This window comes from uncultured Methanobrevibacter sp. (genome assembly GCF_902769175.1).
Lineage (GTDB): Archaea > Methanobacteriota > Methanobacteria > Methanobacteriales > Methanobacteriaceae > Methanobrevibacter.
This window is the reverse complement of the sequence record NZ_CACXNW010000015.1, coordinates 82,993-98,026: the sequence shown is the minus strand read 5'-3', so window position 1 is coordinate 98,026 and position 15,034 is coordinate 82,993. Positions and strand designations below refer to the sequence as shown.

Below are 15,034 nucleotides of genomic sequence, written 5' to 3'. Positions count from 1 at the left end.
GATCTCCCCCATTTTAGAGACTGTAAAAGTTTAAGGCTTATTTTAATTTTATCAGATTTCCTTAAAAGTAAAAATCAATATTCTGATTTTAAGCCTAAACTTTTTTACAAACTCCCATTTTATAATTTTATAAAGAGTATTATGTTATTTCATATTAATAAAATATATAGAAAATAATAAGAATCACTTTAATTCATTATTATCTTCAAAACATTTATGCCATATTGCTTAGGACCTTCTATTTATAAAGGTAAATACCTCCATCATGTCCATATTTGTTTTCATTGTCATTGAAGAATGAATTGGATTGTTTGACAATGTATGCAACTATTGCTCCACCATACTTTGCAGTATTATTGTTGAAGGTGGAATTATATGCACATGCGGTTGTTATAGCACGTATTGCTCCACCATAGCAATCACAGATTTTAGCACCTTTTGCTTTATTGTATTCGAATAGACAATTATGGGTTATCACATCATTTTTAGAGAATATTGCTCCTCCATCTTCGTATGCATTGTTTCCTGAGAATAATGCATTTTTGGCATAGGTGTCATTTTCACTGTAAAGTGCACCTCCGTTGTTGTCTCCCGCTTTGTTATTACGGAAGAATGTGTTAAAAGCTTGAGTGTTGCTTTGATTTTGATTTATGTGGATATTTGTCCCATGTACTGCTCCAGCATAATCTTCAGAGGTGTTGTTTTCAAAGGTACAATTGTCTATGTATACATTTTTGTTAGTACTTATTGCTCCACCATAGCACTGATGGGCCTTTGCACCAGAAGCCTTATTGGATTTGAAAATGGATCCTATTACTTCCACATCCTTTTCACAGAATACTGCTCCACCTTTAACCTTAGCATTGTTTGATTCAAACAAGCATCCTTCAAGGTACAATAAACCTTTGCAAAAGATTGCTCCTCCATCATCTTCGCTTGCTTTATTGCCGATGAATGTAGAGTTTATCACAGTTAATTTGTGTTCTGTTCTGTCTGCTATTGCACCACCATGGTTTTCAGCCCAGCAATTCTTGAAAGTACAGTTGATTATTGTTCCTGTTGCACTGTTTTCGAAGGATATTGCTCCTCCTTTGTCTCCATCCTTATTGTAACCATTGATGAAGTTAACGTTTTTAAAGATTACATTTCCAGATTTGACTACAAAGTAGTGGTCATGCTTACTGCTTCCCTTCAAGTCAATAGTGTGTCCATGTCCATCAATAATAATGTCCATTCCCTTATCAATGGTTATAATCAACTTTTCATCAATTGTATTGATGTCATAAAGCAAGTGCATGATATTAGGTTTTTCTTCTGGGATTTTTGTTCCCATATCTGCTATGTGTGATTTAAGACCGTTAAGATCATGTGCTTGACAAACCATATCATAATTTATGACTACAGTTGCTGTTGCAGAAGATGCCTCATATTTGTCATTTCCTGCAAATCTGATTTTTGCATCATATGTTCCAGGATAAAGTTCATTTGTAGGGACTTTTACTTTTCCATTAGTTTTAACTGTATAATTTACCTCACCATTCAAGTCAACTGATATAGGCATACCTACTAAATGATTGCCGTTAATGTCCTTTAAAGCAATCAAAAGATGTTTATCATCATTCCAATTTGCATTAATGTCATTTACAAATATACGGGTGGGAACTTTCTCAACAGTGTCCTTTTCCACTCCCATCTGATTATCATTTTCATCATAGCTGGAGGTGTCTAAGCTGATTTCACCCTTGGCACTTTCAACTGCATTTCCTGATTCGTCTTCAATTACTCCATTATCTCCATTTGAAGGCAAGATTGGAGACTCAAAATCTACATCTAAAGATTCATCGCTTATGATGGATGAATCAGTAACATTGATATTATCAACATCAGCAGATGAAACTGCACCTGCTGATAAAATAAGAATAATTATAGAAAAAAATAGAATAACTTTTAAATTCATCATGTCTTCCCCAATTTAGTTATCCATAGTTATTTAAATAAAGCAATCCCTATATATCTTTCCGAGTGCAAGTACTTGCTTACATATTTCAAATCATGAAAATAATAATAAAAAATAGGTTTTTTTTTAAAAATAGTCCTTTATATTTGATTTTCATAATTTATTATTTTTTATTAAATCATTGCTATTTTTTTTTAAGAATTTTTAAGTATTATTAAAAATAAACTAATAATCAAGAAAAATTCTTCAAGAATATTCAAAGATAAAGAGAGGTTTTTTCATGAAAAATATTTTAATATCTAATGATGATGGTGTTCTTGGCCCTGGTATTTTAGCTAGCAAACAGGCATTGGAAGGCTTTGCCAATACTATTGTTGTAGCTCCTCAAGAGAATAACAGTGCTGTAGGCCGTAAGGTCAACATTATGAAGCACATGTATTTGGATAAATATGAATTGGCAGATGGCAGCATGGCTTATGGATTGTCTGGAACTCCAGCAGATTCTGTTAATGTAGGTATTAACTATGTTTGTGATGAAAAGCCTGATCTTGTTGTAACTGGAATCAATCCGGGAATCAATATCAGCAGACTCCAAATCACTACCTCTGGAACTGTTTGTGCTGCAGTGGAAGCTGTTGGCCTTGGAGTTCCTGCAATTGCATGTTCACAGTTTTTGGATGACGATTGCTTTAAGCAGGATGAGGAAGGAAACTGGTATGTGGATACAGATTATAGTTTTGCTCAGAAGATTCTAGTTAAAGTCGTTAAAAGGGTATTGGATGAAGGGCTTCCGGAAGGAGTTGACTTATTTAATCTAAATATTCCATCTAAGCCATTGTTTGATAAGATTAAGATCACTTATCTTGCAGATAGGATGCTAGACTTTAACATTCTTGAGCGAGTGGATGATGAGGGCAATGATACAGTTATGAATGTTCCTAAATTGATTGAGGATTATGAGGAAGGAACTGATGGGCATTGTTTATTGGTTGAAAGAAGACCTAGCTTGACTCCTTTAAGTCTTGCTTATGGTGGTAAAATCAGTGGTTTGGAAGATTGGGAGTTTTGACTCCTTTAAGTCTTGCTATGGTGGTAAAATCAGTGGTTTGGAAGATTGGGAATTTTAATTATGGCATTAGCTAATTGATAATTGTGGCTTTAAAAAATAGATAACAGTTATTTTTAATTGTATTATTTTATTTATTCAATTTATTAAAAGGTGTAAAAATGGATATTAATGAATGGGAAGAATGGTATGAAGAAATTCTTGACACTCTTGGATTTTCAAGAGAAGGAGATGAGAAAACTGCAGATTTATTAGACAGCATTCTTGATAAGAAAGGATGCTTGACCATTGACGATTTCTTTGATGAAATCATGGAGAAGAAATACACTTCAAAGTTCATTGTCTTTGGTGCAGGTCCTTCCTTAAAGAAACACATTAATTATGTTAAGGAAAATTATGATTTAAACGAGTATCTCCTTGTTTCTGCAGATGGTGCCACTACTGCAATGCTTGAAGAGGACCTTGTCCCAGACATTGTTGCAACTGACTTAGACGGCAAGATGTCTGACTTGTTGACTGCAAACTCCTTAGGATCCTATTTTGTCATTCATGCCCATGGAGACAATGAAGAGCTTATTGATACATGGACCACCAGCTTTAACAAGATTCTTGGAACAACCCAATCTGTGCCTGTAGGTCATTTATACAACTTTGGCGGTTTTACCGATGGTGATAGGGCAATGTTTTTCACCCTTGCATTAGGATGTGAGGAATTGGTTCTTGCAGGAATGGATTTTGGAACAACTGTAACCAAATATTCAAGACCTAATATTGAAGGGGAAACAGGTCCTGCAGATGAGGTCAAAACCAAAAAACTAATCTTTGCAGAAAGATTGCTTGCTTGGATAAAGGAAAATACGGATGTAGAAGTGATTAATTTAGTGGATATTGTCAAATAATCCTTTTTATCACTTTCTTTTTTTATCTATTCTTTATTTCATTTATTTTTTCTTATTTTAAATTATTTTTACATTTGATTTTTTATTTTTTTTACCAAAAATAGCAGTTAAATATTTAAAAACTGTGATTTTTATTTAATTTAATTCCCTCTTTTTATCTTTAGGATTCTATCCATTTTTTTATTAAAATTTGTATGAGATTATTCAAAATTAAAGAACTTTTTTATATAAGTTAACATATAATAAATTATATGGCAATAGAAGATATTTTAATGGGAGATGAAACATTATTCCAAAACATTAATGCATTTAACCCTGATTATATGCCTGAAAACTTTAATTTCAGGGATAGTCAAATGGAAGGGATGGCTATGTGCATTAGGCCTGCAATTCAAGGAGGTCGCCCTACTAATTCAGTTATTATGGGATCATGTGCTACAGGGAAAACAACAGCACTTAAAAAGGTTTTTGAATTAGTGGAAAGGAACACTGATAAGGTTGTTTGCTGTTATATCAATTGTCAATTGCATACAACACGTTTTGGAATCTTTTCTCAAATTCATAAAAAATTATTTGGACATCAGCCTCCAGAGACTGGAGTTCCATTTTCAAGAGTTTATGAAAAAATCATGAAGCATCTTTCAAATGAAAACAAGGCATTGGTTGTTGCATTTGATGATGTCAATTATTTGTTCCAAACCCAACATGCTAATAAAATCTTTTATGATATTTTAAGAGCTTATGAAGAATTTGAAGGAGTGAGAACTGGCATTTTCGCAATTCTCTCAGACTTGGAATTCAGATATGCCCTTGATAAGAATGTGAATACTGTATTCATTCCTCAAGACATCACATTCCAGCCATACACTTATTCTGAAATATTCAGCATTCTCTCTGATAGGGCTAAAGCCGGATTTTATCCAGGGGTAATTTCAGATGAGATAATTGAAGAAATTTCAAATCACACCCTTGAGGTTGGAGATTTGAGAGTTGGAATTGATCTTCTTAGAGTATGCGGTAATATTGCAGAAGCTAATGCAAGCAGATCAATTACTTTAGAGCATGTTGAAGAGGCTGTATCCAAGCAAGGGTCAATTAATTTAATTGAAACAATCAATTCATTAAATGACATTGAAAGAACATTGCTTAGGGCAGTTGTTGAAAGTGATGAGATTTTAACTGCTGGTGAATTGTCTAAACAATTTAAGGAAGAGGCTAATGTAAGCTATGCCACTTTCAATAGAACTCTTGAAAAACTTGAATTCTTAAGATTGGTTGATACTAAGTTTACTGGAAAAGGAGTCAGAGGCAATTCAAGAGAGATTATCTTAAGATTTGCTCCTGAAGACATTAAGCGATGTAATCTTTAAATTTAATCATATTCTTTTTTTATTTTTTATTTTCTATTCTATTTTTGTTCTTTTTTTAAATTTTAAACTGCTAAAGGCTAATTTTTATCCTATTTTTTAATTTCAAATATGGTTAAAATAAGTGTTTTTATCCTATTTTTTTAATTTCAAATATGGTTAAAATAAGTGTTTTTTCTATTTTTTAGTTTAAAAAGGGTTAAATTAATGTTTTTATTCTCTTATGGTTTTTAAGGTAAAAAGAGTTTAAAATAAGGATTTTGATTTTTCAAAATTAAAAAAAGTTTTAAAGTCAATAATCCAGTAAATTATCTGCATAAAATTAAAATAAGCAAAAAAATTAATGTATGGTGTTTAAAGGATTAAAGGTGGTTGTTTATTGGTTTTTAGTGATTTAAAATGATAAATGAAAATAAAAAATTTAATATTGGTTAAAATTATCAAAAACTATTAACACATTGTTAAAGGATGTAATCAATTCAATCTATAAATTCTAACTATTTATGAGATGTTTTTTTTAGAAATTTTTTAGATTTAAAATTATTAGTTCTAGGAAACGTCTAGAACTATAAGAAAAAACTATAAAAATTTACTGCACGATAATATTCATAGTTCACTGCATAATTTTATCTTATATGGTTACATCCTTTAATAAACAATGGGTTTGGTTTGATATTGTTTAATTATACCCAGGCCATCATGTCTGGGCTTGGATCTGCGCTAACAGCTAAAATTGATAAAAGTAATACTGTAAGAACTACAAATATTACCATGCAATCTTTAAAGTCTATTCGGATGTTATGAAAAGTCATAGGATCGGTTAAACTGTTTCTTCTTCTTAAGTCGCAATTATTACTAGTGTGTTTTATCATTTTTTTCACCTCAGTTTAAATTAAAATTTTTTTCAGTTTTCCTCTCTGTACTAATAGTAAGTTGAAAAGCATATATAAAAAAAGAGAAAGAGAGCATTTGAAAACTAATATAGGGTAGGATTTCAAGTGTATTTTATTTAGGATATGTTCTTGATTTGAGCGTATTTTATTTGGGATATGTTCTTGATTTGGGTGTATTTTATTTGGGATATGTTCTTGATTTGAGCGTATTTTCATTTCTAATATTGGCTTGATTCAATTGGTTTTATCTTTATGCTTGCTGTTTTGAATTCAGATTTTCAAGGAGTTTATATAATATTAAAATTAAATAATAAATTGTTGAAGTTAATTTTGTAGAGTTAACAATTGGTGCATAGCTATGGAAATGAAAGAATCAAGAGTAAATAAGTATGATTATTTTGATGTCACTGCAGATATTGGATTTTATGCCTATGGAAACACATTGGAAGAGGCATATGAAAATGCAGGGCTTGCTATGTTCGATGTTATAACTGATATTGGGGATGTAAAAAAGGAAGAGTCTAGAGATTTTGAAATAGTCTCTGAAGATTTGGTCTCCCTTTTATATGATTATTTGGAAGAGCTTTTGTTCCTGCAGGACACTGAGTTTCTCTTCTTTTCTGATTTTAATGTTGATATTGAAAAAATAGTTGATGATTCATCTGACTTAAACAATTATAAATTGACCTGTTCCGCTTATGGTGAAGAGATAAACTGGGACATCCATACACCAAAGTCTGAAGTAAAGGCCATCACCTTTCATAAGATGGATGTTAAGGAAGATGATGGTGTTTTTAAGCTTAGGGCTATTTTGGATTTATAACCCAAACTTTTACGAGCCTTCGGCTTGCAAAAGTTTGATCAAAAGGGTTTTATTGTTGGGGGCGGATACTCTTATTTTTTTATTTTCATCATTCCTAATGCCTTTTACTAATTTTTGTTAGTTATAATTTTAACAATTAATTTTAAATGTATAATAAAACATAGATTATAGTACTATATTAAAATTAAATTATATAACAAAACTAAAGATTAATTTTTATACAAATTTATTATTTTAATCATTGCAGTGATAATTATGTCTATTAAAGAAAGTCTTGAAAAGGTAAGAGATAATGTTTGGGAACTTCCAAGCAGTTACAAGAAAGAAATGAGAGTTCCTGGAAGAATGTATCTTGACGATGAAGCTGTTGAAAACATTGAAGAGGGAGCACTTGAGCAAGTGGCAAATGTAGCATGTATGCCAGGTATTCAAGGTGCATCTATTGCTATGCCGGACATTCACTTTGGATATGGATTCAGCATCGGTGGTGTAGGTGCATTCAATTATAATAATGGTGTTGTAAGTCCTGGAGGAGTGGGCTTTGATATTAACTGTGGAGTTAGAATGCTTAGAACTAACTTAACTGAAGATGAAATCAAGCCTAAGCTTAAAGAGCTTACAGAAGTTTTATTTAAAAACATTCCATCAGGTGTAGGAAGTAAAGGCCAAATAAGACTTAAAGACAATGAAATCGATGAAGTGCTTGATTATGGTGCTTGGTGGGCTGTTGAACGTGGATTCGGTTGGGAAGATGACCTTAAGTTCTTGGAAGAAAACGGTAGAATGAAGGAAGCTGAATCTGCTGTTGTAAGCGCCAAGGCTAAAAAAAGAGGAGTTCCTCAATTAGGTTCATTAGGTTCTGGAAACCACTTCCTTGAAGTTCAAAAGATTGAAGAGGTCTATGATGAAGATGTTGCAAAGGCATTTGGCCTTGAAGCAGGATCAATAGCAATCATGATTCACAGTGGTTCAAGAGGATGCGGACATCAAATCTGTTCTGATTACTTGAGAAAAATGGATAAGGCTTATAGAAACTATAAAATCAACATTCCAGATAGGCAATTGGCTTGTGCACCGATTGACTCTAAAGAGGCACAAGGTTACTTGAAGGCTATGGCTGCTGGAGCTAATTATGCATGGGCAAACCGTCAAATGATGTCTCACTGGGTAAGGCAATCCTTTGAAGAGGTCTTCTCCCGCAGTGCTGAGGATATGGATATGGGAATAGTTTACGATGTTGCACACAATATCGCTAAAAAAGAGGTTCATAAGGTAAAAGGTTCCCATATGGAAGTTCTTGTTCACAGAAAAGGAGCTACTCGTGCATTTGGTCCTGGAAGACGTGAAATTCCTAAGGAATACAGATCTGTAGGACAGCCTGTCTTAATCTCTGGAACTATGGGTACAGCATCCTATGTCTTGCATGGTACCGATGTAGCTATGGAAGAGACCTTTGGTTCAACTGCTCATGGTGCAGGTAGAGTATTGTCAAGAACTGCTGCTAAGAAACAGTTCACTGCAGACCAAATTGAAAAAGAGTTAAATGCAAAAGGAATTCATGTGAAAGCAAACTCTGCTCCTGTGTTGGCAGAAGAAGCACCAAGTGCATATAAGAATGTGGATTCTGTTGTTAAAACATCTCACGATGCAGGAATTGCTAAATTAGTAGCTAAAGTTGTTCCTTTAGCAGTTACAAAAGGATAATTTTTGTCCTTTTTATTTTTTTTTAAATTTTTTTTATATTAAATAAAATTTACTAATTGTTAATTTACTGATTGTCAGTTTATTAATTATTAATTTGCTGATTGTTGATTTACTGATTGTCAGTTTATTAATTATTATTTTACTAATTGTTAATTTGTTGATTATCGGTTTATTGATTGTTGATTTACTGATTGTCAGTTTATTAATTATTATTTTACTAATTGTTAATTTGTTATTTATCGGTTTATTGATTGTTGATTTACTGGTTGTTAATTTATTAATTATTAATTATTAATTTACTATTTTATTAAGAAATTGAGGATTTATTTTTATTGAGGTTATTATATGATTGGAATTATTGGCGGCAGTGGAGTAGAAGAAATAACTGGTTTGGCAGATAATGTCGAAAAAAGGACTGTTGAAACAGAGTATGGATCTGTAGTGGTTTCTCTGTTTAATATTGAAGGCAAAGATGTTGCTTTCTTGCCAAGACACCTTGAAGGTCACAGTTGCCCTCCACATAAAATAAATTTTAAGGCAAATATTATGGCTTTAAAACAGTTAGGTGTCACTCAGATTATGGCTACAAATGCAGTAGGCTCTGTTGACTTGGATATTGCTCCTGGATCAATTGTCATTATAGATGACTTTTTGGATTTCACTGTAAATAGGCCTAGAACATTTTATGATGATGATGAGGCTATTCACATTGACATGAATGAACCATTTTGCAATAGGCTTAGAAATGCATTGCTTTCCCATGCAGATTGTATAAATGGAAATGTGGTTGATGGAGGAACCATTGTTTGCAACGAAGGCCCAAGGTTTGAAACACCTGCTGAGATTAAAATGTTTAGGATTATTGGAGTAACAGTTGTTGGAATGACCACATGTCCTGAAGTGGTTCTTGCAAGGGAAAAGGAAATGTGCTACAGTTCCATAACTATTGTTTCCAATTATTGCACTTCAATTTCCAAAAGTACCTTAGGGGTTGAAGAGGTTTATGACATTATGGGACAGAAAAAAGAGGAACTAATTGATTTATTGCATAATGTCATTAAGGACTTGCCTGAAGAGTATGATTGTCATTGCCATCATGCCTTAGGGGATGCAGAGATGTAGTTCAAACTTTTAAAAAAGTTTGAACAAAATATTTTCACTTGTTGGGAGTAGTAACCTAACTTTTTTACTTTTTTTTTTTGCTTTGTTTAAAATTTATCAATATTTTTTCTTTTTTTTTACTAAAAATCATAAGCTTTATATGTAACGAAGTTTATATATTTGTCACCGCATCAACCACATAATCTAAAATTTTCAAAAGCCACCTTGAAATATTTATTATAGATTTAATTAAGGGGTATAAATCTATAATCTGTGGTTGATCCACACCAATAAATTATCATCATGAAACCATTCATTTCAATCACTCCTATATTTCACTGTTCATAATATCTACTCATAGTTTCATCTTTGTATCATCTTTGGGTTTCATTTCATGGTAATTTATTGGATGGTAAAATAAGCATTGCCTTGATTTATAAGTTTAGGAGGCTTATAGGAAAGGCTTGTTTATGATTGTGCATTGCTGTTGAATTTGCCTTTAAAGTGAGAGGTGTTTTATTAATGAATGATTTTGGTTTAGTGCAATTGATTTGGATTAAAAGATTGGTGAGTGAAACAAGCAGGATAAATACTTTGATTGAGTGTCATCATTTGTCTGAATGTGATGTGAACAGATATAAGTCAGTTATCTCTTCCATTGATGACTTTTGTGCCTTTGTCATTAATTCCCAAAACTGGAATGATGTAGGAAACATTTCCAAAATTGTTGAAGAAGTTGAAATGGTATTGTTCCAACATTTCTACGAACAAATCGATGCTTTTGAAGATGAGAAGGTTAATTTAGACTTATCTGGTGATGATGAAGTCAATCTAATATTTGAAAATCCATTTATTGAAAATCAGGCTATTCCAGTCATTGATGATGAATCCTATAGGAATATAGCAAGAAATGACATAGATATTGCTGGTAAAAGTGATGATGGTCTTTTCATTGATTTTGAAGAGTTCAATGGTCCTATAATAGAAGGGGATATCCTTCCTGAAGAAATCACATTTGAAGTAATGGATGAAAATTCAGTTCTTGACATCTTTGATATGAAACCTGGAGAGTCTCGTGAAATTTCTGTAGAAGACTTTATTAAAATCCTTAGTCAAAATCAGGATGGGCTTAGCTTTACCTTAAATCCAGAAATGTTTCCAGATGAGGCAGATATCTTAAGTGAGGATGCTGAAGTTTCATTTGAGGAATTCATTGCACACCTTATTGATCAAAACCATACAAAAGGAATGGGATTTGGCTTAATTGATGATATAATGATGATTTATTTAATTAAATCAGATTATCTTTTACTTTTTTGCTTTTTTAGTTTTTATTTATTTTCTTAAGTTTTTTGTTTTTTGGGGTTTGTTTTTATTTATTTTCCTATTTTTTTGCTTTTTTATTTCTTTTTAATCATTTCTTAAGCTATTGCTATTTTAATTGTTTTTGGTTATTTCTTAAGTTATTGCTATTTTTAATATTTTTAACTAATTCATTTTATTCTAATTTTCTTTCATTTTTTAAATAATTCCCTATTTCATTCTTTAATTAATCAATATTCAACCATCTTTTTAATTTTTCAATATTTAAATAATAAAATATTTATTATAAAGATAATATAAATTAAAATATAAGATATATTGGTCAATTGTTAAAATATTTAAGTAATTGGCTAATTTAGTTTATCAAACTTATTGTTTCATTTTTGATAATCAAATTATCAAATAATAGGAATATTTTTTTCTTTTGGAGGATTTTGAATGAATAAATGTGATTTGAAAAGAGACCATTATATGTTGAAAGGTCCCCTTGCCAAGCAAGGTTACGACTGGTGGTGGCATTCTCTAACAGCTTACAATAAGGAAACTGGTGAGCCAAGACCATTCTTTATAGAATACTTTGTCTGCAATCCAGACTTAGCTGAAGATGAACCTACCTTAGGTCAAGACCCTAAAAACATTGAAGCAGGCAAAAGACCTTCTTACTGTATGTTAAAAGTTGGAGCATGGGGTAAAGAACCTAAACAGATTCACAATTACTATTCCATGAAAGATTTCTCATGTCCTGATGATCGATTAGATGTCAAAGTTGGGGAATTCAGCTTAACTGAAACTCATATGACTGGATACTGTAAAGTTACAGAAGAGGAAGCACGTGAACATCCAGAATATATGTGTGATGCAGGAGAAATGAAATGGGATTTAGACATTGATAAACAAATCGCTTTTAATGTAGGTTATGGTGCTAACAGTTTCTTTAGAAAATTAAATGCTTTTGAGATGTTTTGGCACGCTGAAGGAATAAAAACCCAATACAAAGGTACCATTGAAATGGATGGTGTTGAATATGAGGTTATTCCTGAAAAATCCTTTGGATATGCTGATAAGAACTGGGGAGGAGACTTTACAAGTCCTTGGCTATGGATATCCTCCTGTAATTGTACAAGCTTAATCACTGGAAAGAAACTTAACAACACTGCCTTTGAAGCTGGTGGTGGAAAGCCTAAGGCATTTGGAATTTCCCTTCCACGTAAGCTATTGATTGGTTTCTATTATGAAGGAAAAATGTATGAATACAACTTTGCAAGGTTCTGGAATAATGTAAGGGTTAAATTCGGTTTCAAGGAAGGAAAAGAACTTAATGAATGGTTCATCAATTGCAGTAATTGGAACAGCAAGCTTGAATTGAAGCTATACTGCAAACGTGATGAAATGTTGCTTTTCAACTATGAAGCACCTACTGGTAAAAAGCTTCACACCCGTCTTTGGAATGGTGGAAGCGGTTACGGTGAAATCAAATTGATGAAAAAGGATGGAACCCTAATCGACCATGTTAAAATAGAAAATGCCGGTTGTGAATACGGAGAATATGATGATGACAGAACCCATAATGTTATAGATGATAGATAATTATCTATAGCATTTATTTTTTTATCATATTTATTTCTTAACTTACTTAATTATGAATATTCTATTGTTGAGGTTATTTTATTATTTTGCTAATCAATTTGTTTTAAGAGAGATATTATGTTATTCACAGATATAATTGCTTTAATAATTGTTTATCTTTATGTGGTTGTCATATTCCTATTGGCAGAAAAGGTTTTAAAGAGCAGACCTGAAGTTTCTCGTAAGTTTGTTCATATTATGGTTGGTAATATGATATTTGCCATGCCGTTTTTCTCAGATCCTTCAATCTTGCTTTGGTTCATTACATTGCCTATAACCATTGCTCTGTTCTTCTTGACAGATTATTCCCCAATCAAAATCCATAATAGTGTTACTGAATCCGGACATGCATTGGGATTATTCTTTTATGCATTGATTTGGTCAATATTGCTTTTGATATTCCCAATCTTAATCAATCCTAAATTCCTTTGGATTGTAGCATTAGCTATTGTTCCTTTAGTATATGGTGATGGATTTGCAGCTCTTGTCGGAGGCAAATGGGGTAAAATTAAATACCACGTATTCGGTGGAGAAAAAACTCTTGCAGGTTCCCTTGCAATGCTTTCTGTAACTGCAGTCTTATCTGTATTTGTATGGGTTTTCTATACTGCAATGGGATACACTCTTCCAGAACTTAATTTTTGGTATATTTTAATTATTTCTGCTATTGCAACTGTTGCTGAGGCTATCAGTTATGGAGGTATTGATAATCTTACAGTTCCTTCAGTAACTGCAATTTTGTATTATTTGGTTGCAACTGTTCTCTAGTTATCACATATTGTGGTAACTTTTCTTATTTTTTTATTTCTTTTTCTTTCTTTTTCTTTTCTGTATTATTCCTAGTTTTTTTACTATTCAATCTTCTTTTTAGCTATTTTTAATATGATTTTATTATTTATGCTAATTTATGCTAATTTATGCATATGTTATATAAATGTTCAAAAAACTTAACTTAATTAATATTTTCATTTAACAAACTTAACTAAATTAACATTTTTATTCAATTTATTCAGTAAATTTTATATAAAATTTTTAATATATTCATCATCAATAAGCTATAATTTTTTAGTTTATGCATTGGTTTTTTTTTATTTTATATTTTTCCTAAAAAGTTTATGGCTTAAATTTTTTGGTGATTATATGAAAGGATACGGAATGATTAAAGTCGGGGAACCTGGTTGGATAGAAACTGAAAAACCTGTTGCAGGACCTTTAGATGCAATTTGTAAACCTATTGCTGTTGCACCTTGTTCATCAGACACTCACGCTATGCATGGTGGAGCAGGCCCAATGGAAAACAGGATTTTAGGTCATGAAGCTGTTGCTGAAGTTGTTGAAGTCGGTGAAATGGTCAAAAAATTTAAACCTGGAGATGTTGTTGTATTGCCATGTACCACTCCAGATTTGGCAGGTGAAGTTAAATTGCAGGAAAAAGGCGGAAACAATGCTCACGATTTGGATTCAATGACTAGTTTCAAATTCCTCACATTTAAGGATGGGGTATTTGCAGAATTTTTCTCAGTAAACAATGCAGACAATAATTTGGTTTTGCTTCCTGAAGGAGTGGATATTGCTGATGCTTTAATGGTAACTGATATGATGTCTACCGGATTCTATGGTGTGGAAATGGTAGATGTTAATTTAGGAGACACTGTAGTTGTATTTGGTATCGGTCCTGTAGGATTGATGGCTGTTGCTGGTGCAAAACTTAGAGGTGCAGGTAAGATCTATGCTACTGGATCTCGACCAAACTGTGCTGAATTGGCATTGGAATTTGGAGCAACTGAAATCATCAGCTATAAGGATGGAAATACTGTAGAGCAAATCCTTGAAAAAGAAGGTGGAAAGAAGGTAGATTGTGTAATTATTGCTGGAGGTAATTGCAATACCATGAATGAGGCAATACAGCTTGTAAAGAGTAATGGTCATATTGGAAGCATTAATTTCTATGATGTTGCAGACACTTTCACTATACCTGCATTTGAATGGGGTCTTGGAATGGCTGACATTACCATTCGTGGAGGATTCTGTCCTGGTGGTGCTTTAAGAGCTGAAAAATTACTAAATCTTATTAAATATGATAGGATCAAACCTGGAAAAACATTCAATGTTGAATTCCATGGATTTGACAAAATTGAAGACGCATTTAAACTTATGGATGAAAAACCAAAAGACCTAATCAAGCCAATTATTTATATAGATGATTTGGATTAGATTGAAATCTTTTGTTTTTTCTCATTTTTTGTGATTTAAAAAATTGGATTTGAGCTTATGC

Annotated in this window: 11 protein-coding genes; 10 read left to right on the top strand and 1 reads right to left on the bottom strand. The window is 32.1% G+C overall.

Annotated elements, in window-relative coordinates; genetic code table 11:
• Positions 1-238 precede the first annotated feature (238 nt).
• Positions 239-1,960: an Ig-like domain-containing protein gene (locus QZV12_RS06665; protein WP_295619144.1), complete on the bottom strand. Its 1,722-nt coding sequence runs from the start codon at positions 1,958-1,960 to the stop codon at positions 239-241.
• A 277-nt stretch (positions 1,961-2,237) separates the two neighbouring features.
• Here QZV12_RS06665 and surE point away from each other — a divergent pair, with 277 nt between their 5' ends.
• From surE to QZV12_RS06615, 10 genes are all read left to right on the top strand, one after another.
• Entirely contained in the window at positions 2,238-3,026 is a 789-nt protein-coding gene (gene surE, locus QZV12_RS06660) for a 5'/3'-nucleotidase SurE (RefSeq protein ID WP_295619141.1), read from the top strand.
• A 158-nt stretch (positions 3,027-3,184) separates the two neighbouring features.
• The gene (locus tag QZV12_RS06655; RefSeq protein WP_295619138.1) at positions 3,185-3,922 is read left to right on the top strand and encodes a 6-hydroxymethylpterin diphosphokinase MptE-like protein; all 738 of its coding nucleotides are present in this window, start codon (positions 3,185-3,187) and stop codon (positions 3,920-3,922) included.
• 251 nt (positions 3,923-4,173) lie between these two features.
• Positions 4,174-5,292 (top strand): ORC1-type DNA replication protein, encoded by a 1,119-nt coding sequence (locus tag QZV12_RS06650; protein ID WP_394350726.1) that lies wholly within the window; start codon positions 4,174-4,176, stop codon positions 5,290-5,292.
• A gap of 1,248 nt (positions 5,293-6,540) precedes the next feature.
• Positions 6,541-7,005: an archease gene (locus tag QZV12_RS06645; RefSeq protein WP_295619135.1), complete on the top strand. Its 465-nt coding sequence runs from the start codon at positions 6,541-6,543 to the stop codon at positions 7,003-7,005.
• Between the two features lie 255 nt (positions 7,006-7,260).
• A complete protein-coding gene (locus tag QZV12_RS06640) occupies positions 7,261-8,709 on the top strand; it encodes an RtcB family protein (protein WP_295619132.1) in 1,449 nt (482 codons plus the stop codon).
• Between the two features lie 345 nt (positions 8,710-9,054).
• Positions 9,055-9,831, top strand: a complete 777-nt coding sequence (gene mtnP, locus QZV12_RS06635) for an S-methyl-5'-thioadenosine phosphorylase (RefSeq protein ID WP_295619129.1) — start codon at positions 9,055-9,057, stop codon at positions 9,829-9,831.
• Between the two features lie 501 nt (positions 9,832-10,332).
• Positions 10,333-11,157 (top strand): hypothetical protein, encoded by an 825-nt coding sequence (locus QZV12_RS06630; protein ID WP_295619126.1) that lies wholly within the window; start codon positions 10,333-10,335, stop codon positions 11,155-11,157.
• Positions 11,158-11,571: 414 nt separating this feature from the next.
• The gene (locus QZV12_RS06625) at positions 11,572-12,720 is read left to right on the top strand and encodes a tocopherol cyclase family protein (protein WP_295619124.1); all 1,149 of its coding nucleotides are present in this window, start codon (positions 11,572-11,574) and stop codon (positions 12,718-12,720) included.
• Between the two features lie 117 nt (positions 12,721-12,837).
• Positions 12,838-13,527: a diacylglycerol/polyprenol kinase family protein gene (locus QZV12_RS06620; protein ID WP_295619121.1), complete on the top strand. Its 690-nt coding sequence runs from the start codon at positions 12,838-12,840 to the stop codon at positions 13,525-13,527.
• 372 nt (positions 13,528-13,899) lie between these two features.
• The gene (locus tag QZV12_RS06615) at positions 13,900-14,973 is read left to right on the top strand and encodes a zinc-binding dehydrogenase (protein WP_295619118.1); all 1,074 of its coding nucleotides are present in this window, start codon (positions 13,900-13,902) and stop codon (positions 14,971-14,973) included.
• Positions 14,974-15,034 lie beyond the last annotated feature (61 nt).